The 18,187-nt window shown below is 44.1% G+C and carries 15 protein-coding genes; 10 read left to right on the plus strand and 5 right to left on the minus strand.

All coding sequences use genetic code 11. The features are described 5' to 3' along the window. The first annotated feature begins 55 nt into the window (after positions 1 to 55). From JMX50_RS01010 to JMX50_RS01045, 8 genes are all read left to right on the plus strand, one after another. A complete protein-coding gene (locus JMX50_RS01010) occupies positions 56 to 1,582 on the plus strand; it encodes an aldehyde dehydrogenase family protein (RefSeq protein ID WP_201628101.1) in 1,527 nt (508 codons plus the stop codon). Between the two features lie 117 nt (positions 1,583 to 1,699). Next, entirely contained in the window at positions 1,700 to 2,026 is a 327-nt protein-coding gene (locus JMX50_RS01015; RefSeq protein ID WP_201628102.1) for a DUF779 domain-containing protein, read from the plus strand. A 232-nt stretch (positions 2,027 to 2,258) separates the two neighbouring features. Further along, a complete protein-coding gene (locus tag JMX50_RS01020; RefSeq protein ID WP_201628103.1) occupies positions 2,259 to 3,902 on the plus strand; it encodes a GMC family oxidoreductase in 1,644 nt (547 codons plus the stop codon). Positions 3,903 to 4,444: 542 nt separating this feature from the next. Next, the gene (locus JMX50_RS01025; RefSeq protein ID WP_201628104.1) at positions 4,445 to 6,085 is read left to right on the plus strand and encodes an ABC transporter substrate-binding protein; all 1,641 of its coding nucleotides are present in this window, start codon (positions 4,445 to 4,447) and stop codon (positions 6,083 to 6,085) included. A gap of 204 nt (positions 6,086 to 6,289) precedes the next feature. Next, entirely contained in the window at positions 6,290 to 7,306 is a 1,017-nt protein-coding gene (locus JMX50_RS01030) for an ABC transporter permease (protein ID WP_201628105.1), read from the plus strand. Between the two features lie 151 nt (positions 7,307 to 7,457). Beyond that, positions 7,458 to 8,372, plus strand: coding sequence for an ABC transporter permease (locus JMX50_RS01035; RefSeq protein ID WP_025650615.1), 915 nt, complete (start codon positions 7,458 to 7,460; stop codon positions 8,370 to 8,372). Position 8,373: 1 nt separating this feature from the next. Then, positions 8,374 to 9,462, plus strand: coding sequence for an ABC transporter ATP-binding protein (locus JMX50_RS01040; protein WP_265088565.1), 1,089 nt, complete (start codon positions 8,374 to 8,376; stop codon positions 9,460 to 9,462). Further along, positions 9,452 to 10,423, plus strand: coding sequence for a peptide ABC transporter ATP-binding protein (locus tag JMX50_RS01045; RefSeq protein WP_201628106.1), 972 nt, complete (start codon positions 9,452 to 9,454; stop codon positions 10,421 to 10,423). Before JMX50_RS01040 ends, JMX50_RS01045 begins: the two co-directional genes overlap by 11 nt. 12 nt (positions 10,424 to 10,435) lie before the next feature. Here JMX50_RS01045 and JMX50_RS13240 read toward each other — a convergent pair whose 3' ends face one another. Together JMX50_RS13240 and JMX50_RS13245 are read right to left on the minus strand one after the other, a co-directional pair. Beyond that, on the minus strand, positions 10,436 to 10,780 hold the full coding sequence (locus tag JMX50_RS13240) for a topoisomerase DNA-binding C4 zinc finger domain-containing protein (protein WP_265088566.1): 345 nt from the start codon (positions 10,778 to 10,780) through the stop codon (positions 10,436 to 10,438). A 129-nt stretch (positions 10,781 to 10,909) separates the two neighbouring features. Then, the gene (locus tag JMX50_RS13245; protein WP_265088567.1) at positions 10,910 to 11,431 is read right to left on the minus strand and encodes a nuclease-related domain-containing protein; all 522 of its coding nucleotides are present in this window, start codon (positions 11,429 to 11,431) and stop codon (positions 10,910 to 10,912) included. Positions 11,432 to 11,656: 225 nt separating this feature from the next. Between JMX50_RS13245 and JMX50_RS01055 the strand changes: the two genes are divergently transcribed. Further along, entirely contained in the window at positions 11,657 to 12,262 is a 606-nt protein-coding gene (locus tag JMX50_RS01055) for a YceI family protein (RefSeq protein ID WP_201628107.1), read from the plus strand. 160 nt (positions 12,263 to 12,422) lie between these two features. Here the strand turns inward: JMX50_RS01055 and JMX50_RS01060 are convergent, their stop codons facing one another. From JMX50_RS01060 to serS, 3 genes are all read right to left on the minus strand, one after another. Then, a complete protein-coding gene (locus tag JMX50_RS01060) occupies positions 12,423 to 12,743 on the minus strand; it encodes a hypothetical protein (RefSeq protein WP_201565223.1) in 321 nt (106 codons plus the stop codon). A gap of 481 nt (positions 12,744 to 13,224) precedes the next feature. Beyond that, positions 13,225 to 15,222, minus strand: coding sequence for a transketolase (gene tkt, locus JMX50_RS01065; protein WP_201628108.1), 1,998 nt, complete (start codon positions 15,220 to 15,222; stop codon positions 13,225 to 13,227). A 325-nt stretch (positions 15,223 to 15,547) separates the two neighbouring features. Next, entirely contained in the window at positions 15,548 to 16,834 is a 1,287-nt protein-coding gene (gene serS, locus JMX50_RS01070; RefSeq protein ID WP_201565227.1) for a serine--tRNA ligase, read from the minus strand. A 529-nt stretch (positions 16,835 to 17,363) separates the two neighbouring features. Between serS and JMX50_RS01075 the strand changes: the two genes are divergently transcribed. Next, entirely contained in the window at positions 17,364 to 18,029 is a 666-nt protein-coding gene (locus JMX50_RS01075; RefSeq protein ID WP_201565228.1) for a YcxB family protein, read from the plus strand. Positions 18,030 to 18,187: the final 158 nt, after the last annotated feature.

The raw sequence follows: 18,187 nt of genomic DNA on the forward strand, positions 1-18,187 counted from the left end.
AGGAAGGCCAGGTATGTTTATCTATATAACCATAGTACACAACAAGGAATCGTTCATGTTATACGCTTATCCCAATACTGAAAAAAGCCCCGTTCAATTCCGCAAAAAATATGACAACTTTATCAATGGTGAGTGGGTCGCGCCAGTCGATGGCGAATACTTTGATAACTCAAGTCCAATCGACGGTAAAGTTTTTTGTCAGGTCGCACGCTCAAAAGCAGCCGATGTCGAAGCGGCGCTAGATGCTGCTCATGCCGCAAAAGACGCATGGGGTAAAACCAGTGTCACTGAACGCTCTAATATGTTGCTCAAACTTGCCGACGGTATCGAAGCCAACTTAGAGGCAATCGCCATCGCCGAAAGTTATGAAAACGGTAAACCCGTACGTGAAACCCTCGCTGCTGATATTCCAATCGCCATCGACCATTTGCGTTATTTCGCTGGCGTTATTCGTGCACAAGAAGGCGGCATTAGCCAAATTGATGAAGACACGGTCGCCTATCATTTCCATGAGCCGCTTGGCGTCGTCGGTCAAATCATTCCTTGGAACTTCCCTATTCTAATGGCGATTTGGAAAATTGCCCCAGCCCTTGCCGCTGGTAACTGTATCGTCCTTAAGCCTGCCGAGCAAACGCCTGCTTCTGTTTTGTACATGCTTGACGTCATAGGCGCGGCGGACATTTTACCGAAAGGCGTACTAAACGTCATTAATGGCTTTGGCGTTGAAGCTGGTAAGCCAATCGCTTCTAATCCACGTATTGATAAAGTGTCCTTTACGGGTGAAACCACCACTGGTCGCTTAATCATGCAATACGCCAGTGAAAATATCATTCCAGTCACGCTAGAGTTGGGTGGCAAAAGTCCAAACATCTTCTTTGCCGATATCATGGATGAAGACGATGACTTCTTAGATAAAGCGGTTGAAGGCTTGGTCATGTTTGCGCTCAACCAAGGTGAGGTCTGTACTTGCCCTTCACGCGCATTGGTACATGAGAGCATCTATGATGAATTTATGAAACGCTGTATCGCCCGCGTTAAAGCCATCAAAATGGGCAACCCACTTGATACCGATACCATGATTGGCGCGCAAGCCAGCTCAGATCAGTTAGAAAAAATCCTCTCTTATTTAGATATCGGTAAAAAAGAAGGTGCAAAAGTCCTTGTCGGCGGTGAGCTTGCCAAACACGATGGCGACATGGCAAACGGTTATTATGTACAGCCAACCATCTTTGAGGGCACCAATGAGATGCGCGTGTTCCAAGAAGAAATCTTTGGTCCTGTGCTAGCTGTCACGACCTTTAAAGACGATGAAGAAGCGCTGGCTCTCGCCAATGACACTTTATACGGTCTCGGTGCTGGCGTCTGGACACGTAATGGTACGCGCGCTTATCGTTTCGGTCGCGGCATTAAAGCTGGTCGCGTTTGGACCAATTGCTATCATCTCTATCCTGCGCATTCAGCGTTTGGTGGTTATAAGCAGTCTGGTATCGGTCGCGAAAACCATTTAATGATGCTCGATCACTATCAGCAAACCAAAAACATGCTGGTATCTTATAGTCCTAAAGCGATGGGCTTCTTTTAAAGCTGTTTTTTGTTATTTTATAAATGAATCAATGCAATCTATCGCTAGGTAGATTGCATTTTTGCTTTAAAGCTCATCAGCAAAAATGAGCGATTTATAGATTAAAAGGAGTTAATTATGAAACTTGAAGCAACAGAATCCTGCAAAGCATTAATCGAATTACTCAAATCTAAACATGGCGAGCTGATGTTTCATCAATCAGGCGGCTGCTGCGATGGTAGCTCACCGATGTGTTATCCATTGGGCGAGTTTAAAGTGGGCGGCCAAGACGTGCTCATCGGCGAGCTCGCTGGCTGTCCCTTTTATATGGGTAAAGCGCAGCATAAACTTTGGCAACATACCGATTTGACCATCGATGTGGTCGATGGACGCGGGGCCAGTTTTTCATTAGAAATACCTGAAGGTAAGCGCTTTATCGTCCGTTCAGAAATATGCGCAGTGTAAAATGCTACTTTATTCACAATAAGCCATCAGTGTCATATCAGAACATTTTTATATTTTATTGGCCGTTGAATTTTTCATAATATTTTGAAAAATATCACTTTGCCAAATACCACTTGGTCATTTTTATTGCATTATTTAACCAAAATAATAGATACTGTAAGACGGAAGCGATTTTAGAAGCTCGCTTTAATGAGCACGTTTTAATAAGCATGGATGCTATAAGGAAGATAACATGGAAGTTGATCCAAAGTTTGATTACGTCATCGTGGGTGGCGGTTCTGCAGGCTGCGTGCTTGCCAGCCGGCTGACAGAAAATCCAGACCTCAGTGTCTGCCTATTAGAATACGGCGGTGAAGGCAAAGACCTTGCAGTTCGTGTCCCTGCAGGTTTGATTCTCCTAGTCCCAGGCAAGCCGCTGAAATTGAACAATTGGTGCTTTCATACTACCCCGCAAGCGCATCTGAATAACCGGCGCGGCTTCCAACCACGTGGTCAATGTTTAGGTGGCTCATCAGCGATTAATGCCATGATTTATACCCGTGGCAGTGCCTTAGACTATGAGCGCTGGGTTGAGCAAGGCTGCGAAGGTTGGGGTTTTGACGATGTGTTGCCCTACTTTATTAAAGCAGAAAACAATATCCATGGCGCAGATGAACTGCATGGTGACAGTGGACCTTTGCATGTCAGTGATTTACTAAGTCCACGTGATATCTCAAAAGCATTTGTAGAAGCTGCCGTTGCCAATGGTTTAGATCAAAATGATGACTTTAATGGCAAAAAACAAGACGGTGCAGGCTTATATCAAGTCACCCATTTTCATGGCGAAAAACAAGGTCAACGCTGCTCTGCGGCGGCCGCTTATTTGCATCCAGTTCAAAGCCGACCCAATCTGACCGTCATTACCCACGCCCAAGCCAACCGCGTCATCTTTGAAGACAAACAAGCCGTTGGCGTCGCTTATGAAAAAGATGGCGTCGAGCATACGGTGATGGCAAACCATGAAGTCATTTTATCTGGTGGCGCTTTTGGCTCACCCAAAGTCCTGATGTTATCGGGTATTGGTCCTGCTGTGCATTTGCAGTCACATGATATCGAAGTCTTAGTCGATGCGCCCGAGGTTGGCGGTAACCTGCAAGACCATTTAGACGTCGTCTTTGATTATAAGGTTAATACCACTGATGTCATCGGTATTGGTATGGCAAGCATTTCAACCTTAACCAAAAGCATTCGCCAGTGGAGAAAGGATGGCACAGGCCTCTTGTCTACCAACTATGCTGAAGCGGGTGCGTTTTTTAGTGTCGGTGATGACCCAAAAGAATGGCCTAATACCCAACTGCATTTTGTCATATCGCGCGTGATTGAGCATGGTCGTGATCTTAGACGCGGCTTTGCCGTCTCTTGTCATAGCTGCTATCTGCGCCCTGAAAGCCGCGGCACCGTTAGGCTTGATTCTGCTGACCCGTCAGCTGCGGTATTGATTGATCCAAACTATCTCTCACACCCAAAAGACGTAGAGTATATGGTGGCGGGCGCTGAGCGTACGCGCGCTATTATGCAAGAATCGCCCATCGCCAAATATATCACCGAAGACTACCCTGCTCCTTATATTGAAAAAGACGGTATGCTCGGCTATATCCGCAATAAGTCAGATACCATCTACCATCCTGTCGGTACTTGTCGTATGGGTTCAGACGACAAATCAGTGGTCGACTTAGAATTAAAAGTACGCGGCGTCAGTGGATTACGGGTTATTGATGCGTCTGTGATGCCGACATTAATTAGCGCCAATACCAATGCACCAACGATTATGATTGCTGAAAGAATGGCCGACCTTATTAAAGCCAACCATCATCATATTGAGCTAGCCGCGTCATAAAATACGTTAGGATGGAATGGGATAAGCAGCTTATTGTGGCTGCTTTTCTTTAACAAGCTTATCTATTCAAAACTTTATATTCAATAAAATGAGAATAAGCTGGTGGTATAAGAATGTGGCTCATATTTTTTCGTTGCTATCTTTAGAACTTATTTAGGCCATTTTATATTACCAGTCTATGTTCTGGTTTTTAGAATACTGAAAAAAATCGACAAGCTAGGTTAGCTTACTGAGTTCAGTAACGACTAATAAATTCGACAATAAAGATATTAAAACGAAACGTTTTCTATCAAAATTAGTTTATAGATGCCTTGCATTAGCAGTGTTTAACAGAGTATATTTAAACGACTTATTTATATCAGTATTTTTTGCAAACCTGACTGACGGTTTATAGAACCTGATGCATTTTTTATTTGCTTATCAACAATACGATATAAACAATTGCTTTAAAGGGAATTAAAAGGACGTCAAGCATATTTATGGTTCGCAAACGAACTTATAAAGATGCTTGGCGACTAATTATAATTACATAGGATGTAATAATGCAAAAATCACTTTTCAAATTGACCCTGTTGGCGACGGTTATCTTAGGTATCAGCGCCTGTAGCGGCGACAACAAAACCACTGACGGAACTGCTGCCAGCTCAGACGCCAAAGCCGCTAAAACCCTACTTTATTGCTCAGAAGGCAGCCCTGCTGGCTTCGATCCCGCACAGTATACGGCAGGTACGGATTTTGATGCGAGCGCCTATCCTATCTACAACGGCTTGGTAGAATTCAAAAGAGATGGCACTGAGATTCAGCCAGCCTTAGCCGAAAGCTGGGATATTAGCGAAGACGGCAAAACCTATACCTTTAATCTACGTAAAGGTGTCAAATTTGGTAAAACCGATTACTTTACCCCAACCCGCGATTTTAATGCCGACGACGTAGTCTTTACGCTAGAACGTATCACCAATCCTGAGTTTGAATTTAATAAAGCTTATCCTGCTGAGTTCCCGTACTCAGTCGGCATGGGATTGCCTGATCTTATCTCTACTATCGAAAAAGTCGATGAAAATACCGTAAAAATCACCCTAAGTGAAACGAACGCGCCGTTTCTGCAAAACCTAGCAATGGCCTTTGCTTACATCGATTCTGCTGAATATGCAGACAAGTTGATGGCTGCTGGTAATGCTGCTGATATCAACACCAAACCAGTAGGTACCGGACCTTTCGTCTTTACCTCCTACCAAAAAGACGCGCAAATTCGTTATACCAAAAATCCAGATTATTGGAACAAAGACGATATTCATATCGATAATCTTGTATTTGTTATCACTAAAGACTCGGCGGTTCGTGCGCAAAAAGTGCAAGCTGGCGAATGTCATGTGTCCGCTTATCCAAAACCTGCCGAAATTGAGTCTGTTAAAAAATCTGGTAAGGCCACCGTGCTTGACCAACCCGGCTTCAACATCGGTTATGTCGGCTATAACGTTGAAAAGCCAAAGCTTAGCGACCTTAAAGTTCGTCAAGCATTAGATATGGCCATCAACAAAGACGCTATTATCAACGCCGTTTATCAAAGCGAAGGGCTTAAAGCCACTAATCCTATGCCACCCACGCAATGGGGTTACGATAAATCGATTAAAGATGCCCCTTATGACGTCGAAAAAGCCAAAGCGCTTATGAAAGAAGCAGGAGCTGACAAACTTGCCATCAACCTCTGGTATATGCCAGTTCAGCGCCCCTACAACCCGAATGCCAAGCTCATGGCTGAAATGTTGCAAGCAGATTGGGCGAAGATTGGTGTTAATACCAAGCTGGTCACTTATGAGTGGGGCGAGTATCTAAAACGCGCCGCTAAAGGTGAGCCTGATGTTATCTTAGCAGGTTGGACGGGTGACAATGGCGATCCAGATAACTGGCTTGGTTCGCTATTATCTTGTGATGCGGTCGGTGGCAATAACTACTCACGCTGGTGTAATAAAGACTTTGACAGTTTAGTAACCAACGCCCGTCAGATTACCAATCAAGATGATCGCGTCAATGACTATGTAAAAGCTCAGCAGATATTTAAGGAGCAACTGCCATGGACCACGATGGCGCATTCGGTGGTAACGGTATTCACCGCACCAAACGTCGTCGATTATAAAATCAGTCCACTTGGCTCAATACGCTTCGATGGTGTCAAGATTGAATAATCTTAACTGATGAAGTCCGGTACGACATGCACGATTGTTTAATTGCTATTCGGCTGGGTCAGATACTCTGCTCCAGCCGTATTTATATGAATTAAGCGCTTTGTTAAGCATCCTGTCACCGACACTCTCATCATTACTAATATTCTAGTCATCAACTTAGAATTATTAAACCACAACTATTGAACCATAACTATTGAGCAGCCCATGCTACTTTATATTTTGCGTCGTATTGCCATTCTCATTCCTGTCTATCTTGGCTTAACGCTATCTACTTTTACCCTAATTCGGCTCGTCCCTGGAGATGCCGTCGAGATTATGATGGGTGAGCGTATGGTCGATCCAGAGCTCCATGCTCGTGCCCTAGAAAGACTTGGTTTAGACAAACCTCTCGTTATCCAATATTGGGATTATTTAAGCGGTATATTGACCGGTGATTTTGGGGTGTCTTTTCGTACCCGTACCCCCGTATTACCAGACTTCTTTGCCCATTTTGTACCAACCTTAGAGCTAGCTGTGTGCGCCATTGTCATTGCCAGTATCATTGGGGTGAGCTTAGGTATTTTTGCCGCGCTGCGCCGTGGTACATGGATTGATTACACCTTGATGTCAGGAGCGCTGGCTGGCTACTCTATGCCCATTTATTTATTAGGACCTATCCTAACCGGTATATTTGCCCATTATCTAGGCCTATTACCCGTCGCCGGTGTGATATCTGTCGCGCAGTTTTTAGACGTCAAACCTTTATATGGCTCATGGTTATTAGGTTCCTTGACCTCAGGTGAACCTGGCGCATTTTGGGACGTGGTAAAACACTTTATCTTACCGTCTATTGCTTTATCGACCATTCCACTCGCGATGATTGCACGCATGACGCGCTCGGCCATGCTAGAAGTGTTAGATGAGGACTACGTGCGTACGGCGCGAGCAAAAGGCTTATCGCCGCGCCGCGTGATATTGGTACACGTTATGCGCAATGCCTTGATTACGGTGGTGACGGTGATTGGCTTACAAATGGCAACTTTGCTCGCTGGCGCTATTATCACTGAGACTATCTTTAGTTGGCCGGGTGTTGGTAATTGGCTACTCGATGGCTTCTTTACCCGTGATTATCCTATTGTGCAAAACGGTATCTTATTGGTCGCCACCGCCTTGATTTTGGTTAGTTTATTTATTGATATTTTGTATGGTCTGATCAATCCGCGCATCAGACATACTTCTTAATTTAACATTGATAAATACTCATATTATAAATAGTGGCTATTGTTGTTTGCATGGTTTTGAGTGGTTTTTTAGCAAATGCTTAATACTTATTAAGGCTAAAACTCTAAAACTTTAAATATTAGCAAAGCCCTAGCCACTGTAGGAAATGCTCATGAAGCCTTCTGTTCTTCCCTCTGATCTTAAGCTGATGGCAGCGACACCGCCGTCATCTTGGCAGCTATTTTTATCGACATTTTGCCGCAATAAAGGCGCGGTGCTTGGTTTTATTGTATTGGCCTTGATGGTGATTATCGCCATACTTGCGCCCGCCCTTGCACCGCATGACCCTTATGAATTATTTACCGGTCAAGAGCAATTGCCACCCGCATTTTTAAGTGGCGGCGATACGATGTTTTGGCTTGGGACTGATGATGCCGGTCGAGATACCTTATCTCGGGTGATGTATGGCGCACGTTACTCGTTGTTTATCGGTCTAAGTGCGACGACCCTTGCCATGTTGGTCGGCGTCTCGCTAGGGCTTAGCGCCGCGTTTTGGCCAAAGGTTTGGGGCAAAGCGGTGATGCTAGTCAATGATATTTTGATGTCCTATCCAAGCTTGCTATTGGCGATTATTATTGCAGCTATTTTAGGGCCGTCTATGACCAACACCATTATTACCATTGCCTTGGTTTGTACGCCGCCTTTTATTCGTCTGACACGCGCTACCGCCATGGTAGAGCTACAACGTGAGTACTTTGTTGCTTCGCAAGTGATGGGGGCTGGCGTGCTGCGCTTATTGTTCATCACCATTTTGCCAAATTGTATGGCACCACTCATCGTCCAAGCAACAATGATTTTTTCCTCTGCTATTTTAGAAGCAGGTGCGATTGGTTTCTTAGGCTTTGGCGTGCAACCACCAGATGCAGAATGGGGCGCAATGCTCGGTACAGCGCGGCAATATATTCAAAGTAATGTTTGGCTCGCTATTTGGCCGGGTGTCGCCATCTTCTTAGCTGCCTTGTCGATTAACCTGACGGGTGATGGCTTACGCGATGCGCTAGATCCCAAATTAAAGCAGGTAACCTAAGATGACTGATACCTTAGATAAAACAGCGCTTACCCATACTTCCATGAATGGCTCGTTAATAAAAGAAGCGCCACTGTTGTTAGATATTGAAAATCTTTCGGTCACTTTTGGTCAAGGCGCGCGTGCTTTTCGCGCCGTCGATGACGTGTCCTTGAAAATTACCCAAGGCGAAGTCATCGCCGTCGTCGGTGAATCAGGCTCAGGTAAGTCGGTCACTATGATGGCGCTCATGGGACTTCTGCCGCCCTCTGCGACAGTTCGTGCCAAGCGGGTGATGTTTGATAATAAAGACATGCTGAGTATGTCAGCCAAAGAAAAGCGCGGCATCATTGGCAAAGACATTTCTATGATTTTTCAAAATGCGATGTCTTGCCTAAATCCGAGCTTTACCATTGAGATGCAATTGGGTGAAGTACTGCGCAAGCATCTTGGACTGCGCGGTGCAGCGGTACAGGCGCGTATCTTAGAGCTGCTCGAACTGGTTGAGATGCCGGATGCCAAAAATCGACTTAAGGTTTATCCCCATCAATTATCGGGCGGTATGAGTCAGCGGGTTATGATTGCGATGGCAATTGCTTGCGAGCCAAAACTGCTTATTGCCGATGAGCCAACCACGGCGCTTGACGTCACGGTACAAGCACAAATTATGGATTTGCTCGGGCGCTTACAACGCGAAAAACAAATGGCAATGGTATTAATTACCCATGACTTGGGTTTGGTCGCACAAAACTCGCGCGATGTCGCCGTCATGTATGCCGGACAAGTGGTTGAAACCAGTACAGTGCCGGAGATTTTTCAACATCCTGCCCATCCTTATACCGAAGCGTTGCTACAAGCCATCCCTGAGCTGGCAATCGGTCAAGACAGGCTAAATAGTTTGCCGGGTGTCGTACCCAGTCAATATGATCGCCCAAGCGGTTGCTTATTATCTCCCCGCTGTCCGTATAAAGAACCTGCTTGCGAAGTGCCGCCGCCCATTTTAGATACGCCCAATGGCAAAGTGCGCTGTATTCACTCTGAATTGCCTAATCTACCTTCTCGCACCTCTACCCCTCACCCTGCTACTTTGGAGTCACAGCATGAGTCATAAAGTGGTCTTAAAAGCAGACAACCTACACAAGCATTACCCGGTATCGCAAGGATTGGGCAAGCCTAAAGCGTATGTTAAAGCCCTAAATGGCATCTCGTTTGAGCTTGAAGCGGGCAAAACGCTAGCGGTCGTTGGTGAGTCAGGTTGCGGTAAATCGACGCTTGCCCGCCAGTTGACCCTCATTGAAGAGCCCACTGACGGCGAGCTGTTTATCAACGATGAGGCAACGACCGGTTATAGTAGAAAAGCATTAAAAGATTTGCGTACCGAGATTCAGATGGTATTCCAAAACCCTTATGGCAGCCTAAACCCGCGTCATACGATTGGCTATCAATTGACTGAACCTTTAGATATTCATACCAAGCTATCTAAAGAAGAAAAGCGTGACAAAATAAACGAAATGATGCGACATGTCGGTCTACGTCCCGAACATGCTGGCCGTTATCCGCATATGTTTTCGGGTGGTCAGCGCCAGCGGATTGCTCTTGCCCGCGCGATGATGCTAAATCCAAAGATTGTGGTCGCTGATGAGCCAACCTCAGCGCTCGATGTGTCGATTCAAGCGCAAGTGTTAAACTTGTTTATGGATTTACAGGACGAATATCACACTGCTTATGTCTTTATCTCTCACAATCTATCAGTAGTGCGCCATGTCGCGGATGATGTGATGGTGATGTACTTAGGTCAAGCCGTCGAGCATGGGTCTAAAGAAGCGATTTATAATGCCCCAAAGCACCCTTATACCATTGCTCTATTGGCGGCGGCACCGACTGTAACTGGCCATAAAAATGATTTAACCCTACATGGTGAGCTGCCAAGTCCGCTTAATCCGCCAAGTGGCTGCGCCCTGCACAAACGCTGTCCTTATGCCAAACAACAATGCAGTGAAATAGAGCCAAAACTGCGAGAGTGGGACGGTCGATTGGTTGCGTGTTTACGTTTGGAAGAAATCCACGGTTAGGATAAGGACAACCTAATCAACATTCACCACGCCGCGACACTTTGGAAATTGGCTACAACCAAAAAAGGTCTGACCTTGCTGCGGGCCTTTTTTGGCAACGCGTTTAATCATCTCACTATTGCACTTCGGGCAATTTGGCGCTTGAGCTAAAATAGTTACATGATCTATTGGCTCAATGGCCACCGTTTTATCTGTTTTTAGCTCTGACTCTATAACCTCAAACGGGGTAATAAAAAACTCATCATTATTAAGCAGTTTATTGTTAGTCTGTTCATCGATAAGCTGAGTACTGATAGACGGCGTAATAGCTATATCGGCAGCCTGCCCCACTTCCGTTTGCCCAGACCATCGCAGCACCTCTCTACTTTGAAGGGTAGCTTTTTTAGGGAGTTCCTTTACTATTGGCTCAGACGCAGACTGATTAGCTGGTTTATTTGATGGGCTCTGCTTGTCTTTTAGATAGGCTTTATGCTGTCTATTGGTTTTTCAAGATTTACTAAACCTATTGCTTTCAATCTGCTCAACGATAGCTTTGACTTCTTCTTCGCTCAATAACTTATCTTGTTTTTTCTTAACATAAGATGCCATGCTGCTCGTTAATACATGCTCTGGTAACTCATCGCGAGTTTTAAGCTCACACTCGCCAATGAACGCAATCATCGAATGAAAATAATTCAAATCTAGCGCTAACAAATCTGCTAATGTCTTGATATGCAGATAATTCTGCCTGAGCGGGTTTTGAAATTTATACTTACGACCCATGATGACCTGAGTCCACTGCCTTTGCTTCTCATTACCAAATATCCAACCTTTATAGTTTTTGGTTTCGATGACAAAAATGCCATACACAGAGACAATAACATGGTCAATTTGGGTACTGCCACCGTTGGCTAATGGCAAAGTGATATTATTCAGGCGATGATAGACGTCTTTTTCAAGTTTGAGCCACATGGCAATGTTGATGACAGTTTCGCCTAAAACACCTTTAAAGCTGGACATTAGCGACATGATTGTTTCTACTATATAAAGGATTAAACTACTTATTTTAAGCGATAATCCCTTACTAATGCTTACTTTTATAATAACCCATAACTTTAATAATACATTGAAACAGCACAGTTGTAGTACGCTATCGCATTATTATTTAAGCTATAAAGCTCAGTACTACTTTAAAACCACTTTAAAAGTACTTTCAATACTGACGACTTTAATACTACTCTTTGGATCATACGTATGAATACACGCGCCGCTTCTTGGCTTAAAATCACGTTAAGCACCTCTTTATTATTCTCCTTACCGGTAATGGGACTGGCCGCTAATACGATGCCACAAAAGTGGAAGCTAGATGTGCCGAAAACCAGCGCAGATTTTGAGGTCAAATACTTAGGCAAGGCGACCACTGACGGTAAGTTTCGTAAGGTAAATGGGGCGATCAATTATGACGTCAAAAAGCCTGAGAGTACCACCATTAATTTTACCGTGCATACCAATAGCATCGATACCGAGCGCAGGCTACGTGACTCTTTTTTACGCCGTAAGGAGCTGCTCAATACGCAGCAATATCCGACGATGACGTTTGTCTCAAAAAAAATCAAGATGATTACGCCTAAAGAAGCCAGTGTCACGGGCGACTTTACCGCTTTAGGTCAAACCAGACCGTTAACGGTAAGAGTGACTCTATCTGATGTAGAGATTGACCCTGTCACCGCACAACCGACATTAAAGTTTCGCGCGACGGGCATGGTAGATCGCTATAACTACGGGGTGACGGCTTTCCCGAAAATTATTAGTAATATCATCCCGCTTGAGATATCAGGAAAACTGATTGCTGCTAATTAATTGAGTGACAAAAAACCCAACTTAGAAGTTCTAAGTTGGGTATATAGCACAATAGATTTTAAGATACTCTTTACAGAAATACCCCATTATTTAGAAAAACTATGACCTGAAAAATCACTCGAAAATCGATTAAATTTTAAAACCATATTTTCTAAAGTTTTTAGTACTGCCATATTTGGTCTTCTGCTATGCCAGCTTTGTCTATCTTATTTCTTCTTTTCTGAATTTTGGTATCTATCTTTTCTTGCTTTTTCATCGCCTTTTGGTTGATATCGTCTATCATTCTTTGAATCTTCTTATCTACTTTGTCTTGTTCTTTTTGACGCTGCTTATCTAACTTGGCAAGCTCTTTTTGACGTACCTTGTCTATTTTATCCTGCTCTTTTTGACGCTGCAGATTCAGCTTACTTAGCTTTTTTTGAACCTTTTTACTTAACGTAATCTCATCTTTCGCTTGTTTTTTAACAGATTTATTCGACATGATAACTCTCCTGAATCATATTATATAAAACACTTAGATACTTGATGGTAAGTCAATCCTCATGTCTAATCAATGTGACAGTACAAAACAGGTACACGTCCTTAAACACCCTTTAGATTAGCAAACTAGATATAACACTAATAACGGTCCAATATAGAACATTACATTAAGCTTGGTTAAAACCGAGAAGTAGTTAATATCAATTATTTCGGAATTGAAAGTATATTTATAATTAGATTCGCGTGGGGTCATTCGCGTAAATAAATACATTCATTTTATTTTTTCATATTTATGCGTTGGTGCGCGGGTCGCACCCTACGTTAAAATTTAACAATTCATTGCGTATCGTGCCTCGACACTAAACGAACCATCAATCCATTTAGAATGATTCAAAAGCAAAAATAAAACCATAAAAAAGAGCTGCCAAATTACTCTAGCAGCTCTTTGATAAGCTCAAAAACTAACTCTAAGCTTTGATTAATCAGACCAAACTATTCACCGCATCAACCACTGCATCAGTCGTGATACCAAACTCTCTATAGAGCTGATCTGCTGGCGCTGACTCGCCATAAGTCGTCATGCCGATAACTTTGCCATCAAGACCGACAAACTTATACCAGTAATCTACATGCGCGGCTTCTACGGCGACGCGAGCGCGGATATTAGCTGGCAATACCGCTTCACGGTAGCTAACATCTTGCTCAACGAAGATTTCCGCACAAGGCATAGAGACGACGCGGACGCCAACGCCATTTGCACTTAACGTCTCATACGCTTGCATAGCCAGACCGACTTCTGAACCAGTCGCGATGATAATTGCTTTTAGCTCGCCTTGTTCTTTTGCTAATACGTAACCACCTTTAGTGATGTTAGCTACTTGCTCAGCATCACGTGCTTGATGTGGCAAGCTTTGACGGCTGAAAATCAATGCAGACGGATTGTTTTCTGATTTAATCGCTTCAACCCAAGCAGTAGCAGATTCGGTCGCATCACACGGACGCCATGTACGTAGGTTTGGCGTGGTACGTAGGCTGGTCAATTGCTCAACAGGCTGATGCGTTGGACCATCTTCACCCAAACCAATAGAGTCATGGGTATAGACATGGATGATACGTTGCTTCATCAATGCGCCCATACGCACCGCATTACGCGCGTATTCCATAAACATCAGGAAGGTTGCCACGTAAGGGATAAAGCCACCATGCAACGCGATACCATTGGCAATCGCTGTCATACCGAATTCGCGCACGCCATAATAGATATAGTTGCCATCAGCATCTTTCTCGATGCCTTTTGCGCCTTTAAATAGCGTTAGGTTCGAGCCTGCTAGATCCGCTGAACCGCCTAACAGCTCTGGCAATAATGGCTGCAAAGTATTGATGGCATTTTGACTGGCTTTACGACTGGCGACATCGCCGCCCTGCTCTTGGGTTTGCTGAATATAGGCTTGTGCTTGGCTATCAAAGTCAGCAGGCAACTCACCATTTAAACGGCGTAGTAGCTCGCTTGCCAACTCTGGATAAGCCTTTTTATACGCTTCAAAGTCTGCATCCCAGTTCTTTTGTTGTACATCGCCTTTGGCTTTACCGTCCCACGCTTCATAGATTTCGTCATCTAATTCAAATGGTGCATGCTTCCAAGATAGCGCATCACGGGTTAAGACAATTTCGTCATCACCAAGTGGCGCACCATGACTGGCTGCTAAGCCTTGCTTGTTTGGACTACCCGCGCCAATCGTTGTTTTACAAATGATTAAGCTTGGCTTAGTGGTCTCAGCAATCGCTTGCTCAGTGGCTTGCGTAATTTCATCGGTATCATGACCGTCAACTTTAATCACTTGCCAGCCATAGGCTTCGAAACGCGCTTGCGTATCGTCAGTAAACCAGCCTTCGACATTACCATCAATTGAGATGCCATTGTCATCATAAAAGAATACCAACTTGCCAAGACCTAACGTGCCCGCTAGTGAGCAAACTTCATGGCTGATACCTTCCATCAAGCAGCCATCACCCAAGAACGCATAAGTATGATGGTCGACGATGTTATGACCGTCACGGTTGAACTGTGCGGCAAGCGTCTTTTCTGCAATCGCAAAACCAACGGCGTTCGCGATACCCTGACCTAGTGGACCCGTCGTGGTTTCAATACCTGGGGTATAGCCAAGCTCAGGATGACCTGGGGTTTTTGAATGCAGCTGACGGAAACCTTTTAAGTCGTCGACGCTGACATCATAACCCGTTAAATGCAGCAATGAGTAAATAAGCATCGAGCCATGACCGTTTGATAATACAAAGCGGTCACGGTTATGCCACTGTGGATCGGCTGGGTTGTGCTTTAAAAACTTACGCCACAAAACTTCAGCAATATCAGCCATGCCCATCGGCGCGCCCGGATGTCCAGAGTTGGCTTTTTGAACCGCATCAAACGACAACACACGGATGGCATTGGCTAATTTACGTTCGCTAATTGGAGCTGGCATAGAGTGTCCTAATATTCAAATGAGAAGTATGGATGACAAGCAAAAAATCGGTGGAACAATAGACATGAAACAATAGAATAAGAGTGCGATAAACGCTCTTAAGAATTAGGTGTCTAATTAAACGACAATATTAAATGACAATATTAACATATTTGCCATAAGCCAAACTAAAAATGCGCTGATAGAAGCGTTTGCATTTAGCAATCACTCCTATCAGTTTTGTTAAACGATAAACAATATTAGATTCCTAACCACAAACTGCGGTCAATGTAGCCACTCGATAGCCACTCGCAGCTCATAACCATTCATAACAACATTGAATTGCTTAAGCTGAAATGGTTTCAACACCGCCCATAAAGGGACGCAATACTTCTGGAATGGTGATGCTACCATCGGCGTTTTGGTGATTTTCCATCACTGCCAATAAGGTACGACCAACGGCCAAACCTGAACCATTTAGCGTATGCGCTAGGCTAGTCTGCTTACCGTCTTTAACGCGCGTGCCCATACGGCGTGCTTGGAAATCACCGCAGTTTGAACAGCTTGAGATTTCACGATAGGTATCTTGGCTCGGTAACCAGACTTCGATATCATAAGTTTTTTGTGCGGCAAAGCCCATATCACCAGTACATAATTTGACCACGCGGTACGGCAGATTAAGCTGCTGTAAGATGTATTCTGCTTGTCCAGTCATTGCCTCAAGTAAGTCATCTGATTGCTCGCTAGTGGCGATATTAACCATCTCAACTTTCTCAAACTGATGCTGACGAATCAGACCACGGGTATCACGACCGTGCGAGCCCGCTTCACTACGGAAACACGGTGTATGCGCAGTGAATTTTAATGGCAACTCTTTGATATCCAAACGCTCACCACGTACCAAGTTGGTCATTGGTACTTCAGCCGTTGGAATCAGATAAAAATCCGTACCTTCGTTATTGGTATGATTGGTCAATTTAAACAAATCATCTTCAAACTTCGGCAATTGACCCGTACCTTTTAGACTCTCAGAGTTCACAATATAAGGCACATAGGTTTCAGTGTAGCCGTACTTGATGGTATGGGTATTGAGCATAAACTGAATCAAAGCGCGATGCATTTGCGCAAGCTGACCTTTTAACACATTAAAACGGCTACCTGTTAATTTTGCAGCGGCTTCAAAGTCGAGCATACCCAGCGTTTCGCCAATATAAGTATGGTCTTGAATTTCAAAATCAAACGCGCGCGGCGTACCCCATTTGCGCACTTCAACGTTATCGTCTTCTGACGTACCAACGGGCACATCTGCTGCTGGAATATTTGGAATTTGCATGGCTGCTTGGCTAATGCGCTCTTGCAAGGTACGCAGCTCGTCTTCAGCTGTCTTAATCTCACCGCTGACACTTTGCATCTCAGCCAATAATTCGCTGGCATCTTCGCCCGATTTTTTTAGCGCACCCACTTGCTTAGCACCCGCATTACGGCGCGATTGCAGCTCTTCCGTTTTGACTTGTAAAGACTTACGTTCGTTTTCAATATTTTGCCAAAACGCCATATCAAGCGTATAACCACGCGTGGCCAGCTGCTGTTGTAAATCCGTTAAATCACCGCGTAAGAGTTTTGGGTCAATCATAATAGTTGCCTGTAGCGCTAAAAGTGAGTAAGAAATGAAAAGAGAAAATAGTAGTTAAGTAGCTATGTTAAGTAGCCAAGTAATGGGGTAAAACAAAAAATGGCGCGCAGAGCCTTATAATATCGTTATAAAGCTTCGCAATGACGCCATGTCAATCATAAGAATAAATGATAGCCACTATCATACCAAGACCCAGCAGATTTGACCATGTTTTGGCTATATTTTGCCACAATCTAGCCTGTTTTTTTGCGCCAGCTTTACGGAGTAAATAAGCAATAATATGAGCCGCACAATTCTCTTATGAATCAACTTCTATCATTGACGCTATTATAAATAACGATGCTATCTGAGAAATAACCGGGCTATCCGTCAACATAGCCGCTTATATGTTTCATTTAAGAGCAGTTTTCGGTAAGATAAGCGCATATCTTTATTCTACTTCCAGCCAAGCCCAGCCAAGCATAGTATTACAGCTTCGCTTTGGCGCTTTTCATCCCACGCTTTTAACATACGTATCTGAGAAACCTTTATGGCCCTGTACCCCTACACGCTACAACCTGTTGCCTTAAACCTAACCGAGGCTGAATTTCACCAAGCACAGTATGAGCTATTTGCCAGTGCCAGCCCATCTTTTGGTCTGTCGAGCATTAAGATGAAAGAGTGGATTATTATGGCAGTGGTTGTCATTTTAGCCCTTGCTGGTTTGGTTTTTTTGACCGGTTACTCGACCATCATTTTTTGGCTCATGCTAGCGTCTGTGGTTATTTATCTATTGGTTCGTACCCTTGGCTTTAAATGGTATGTCAAAAGAGAGTTTGAAAAACAAGTTGCTGACCAAGAGATGCCCGATGAGATGCGTCAGATGAAACTGGGGGTACAAAAGCATGGTCTTGTGATGGCAATGCCGGTCAATCAGCCTGACATGTTTAATAGCAATCAGATGCGCGGCATGCAAATGCGTCCCGGTAGCACTCAGCAAGCGGTTATTCCTTGGACGTCGATTAAAAGTTGGGATGAGACCGATGACTATATCTTTATGATGTTTGAGATGAAAGGTCAGCAAGGCAGCCAAATCGTTCCGAAGCGCTTACAAGCACAGAAGTTTCCAATCGATACGGTACGTCAGCATTTACTAGAAGTTATTCCTGCTAAAGGCTTAAATCCTGAAAACTTGCAACCACCTGCAAAAGTATAAATCAGCTGCTAGGTGGTTGGCATGAAGTATTAGCCTTATAGAATAGATTGGATAGCTTGAATTGTATAATATAGACTGAATAGTAAAGACGCCGTGGTTTAGGTAAACCAATTACAGACTTCGATTAATTGAATTTAACTTGTCATGGTTTCTTTGCT

Source organism: Psychrobacter maritimus (assembly GCF_904846345.1).
Classification (GTDB): domain Bacteria; phylum Pseudomonadota; class Gammaproteobacteria; order Pseudomonadales; family Moraxellaceae; genus Psychrobacter; species Psychrobacter maritimus.

Bases quoted from the DNA above. Each gene is read 5' to 3' on its own strand.
- JMX50_RS01075 (WP_201565228.1), top strand. From the start codon at position 17,364: ATGGCCCTGTACCCCTACACGCTACAACCTGTTGCCTTAAACCTAACC.
- JMX50_RS01060 (WP_201565223.1), bottom strand. From the start codon at position 12,743: ATGTCGAATAAATCTGTTAAAAAACAAGCGAAAGATGAGATTACGTTA.
- JMX50_RS01020 (WP_201628103.1), top strand. From the start codon at position 2,259: ATGGAAGTTGATCCAAAGTTTGATTACGTCATCGTGGGTGGCGGTTCT.
- JMX50_RS01035 (WP_025650615.1), top strand. From the start codon at position 7,458: ATGAAGCCTTCTGTTCTTCCCTCTGATCTTAAGCTGATGGCAGCGACA.
- tkt (WP_201628108.1), bottom strand. From the start codon at position 15,222: ATGCCAGCTCCAATTAGCGAACGTAAATTAGCCAATGCCATCCGTGTG.
- JMX50_RS01045 (WP_201628106.1), top strand. From the start codon at position 9,452: ATGAGTCATAAAGTGGTCTTAAAAGCAGACAACCTACACAAGCATTAC.
- JMX50_RS01010 (WP_201628101.1), top strand. From the start codon at position 56: ATGTTATACGCTTATCCCAATACTGAAAAAAGCCCCGTTCAATTCCGC.
- JMX50_RS01040 (WP_265088565.1), top strand. From the start codon at position 8,374: ATGACTGATACCTTAGATAAAACAGCGCTTACCCATACTTCCATGAAT.
- JMX50_RS01055 (WP_201628107.1), top strand. From the start codon at position 11,657: ATGAATACACGCGCCGCTTCTTGGCTTAAAATCACGTTAAGCACCTCT.
- serS (WP_201565227.1), bottom strand. From the start codon at position 16,834: ATGATTGACCCAAAACTCTTACGCGGTGATTTAACGGATTTACAACAG.
- JMX50_RS01015 (WP_201628102.1), top strand. From the start codon at position 1,700: ATGAAACTTGAAGCAACAGAATCCTGCAAAGCATTAATCGAATTACTC.
- JMX50_RS13245 (WP_265088567.1), bottom strand. From the start codon at position 11,431: ATGTCGCTAATGTCCAGCTTTAAAGGTGTTTTAGGCGAAACTGTCATC.
- JMX50_RS01030 (WP_201628105.1), top strand. From the start codon at position 6,290: ATGCTACTTTATATTTTGCGTCGTATTGCCATTCTCATTCCTGTCTAT.
- JMX50_RS01025 (WP_201628104.1), top strand. From the start codon at position 4,445: ATGCAAAAATCACTTTTCAAATTGACCCTGTTGGCGACGGTTATCTTA.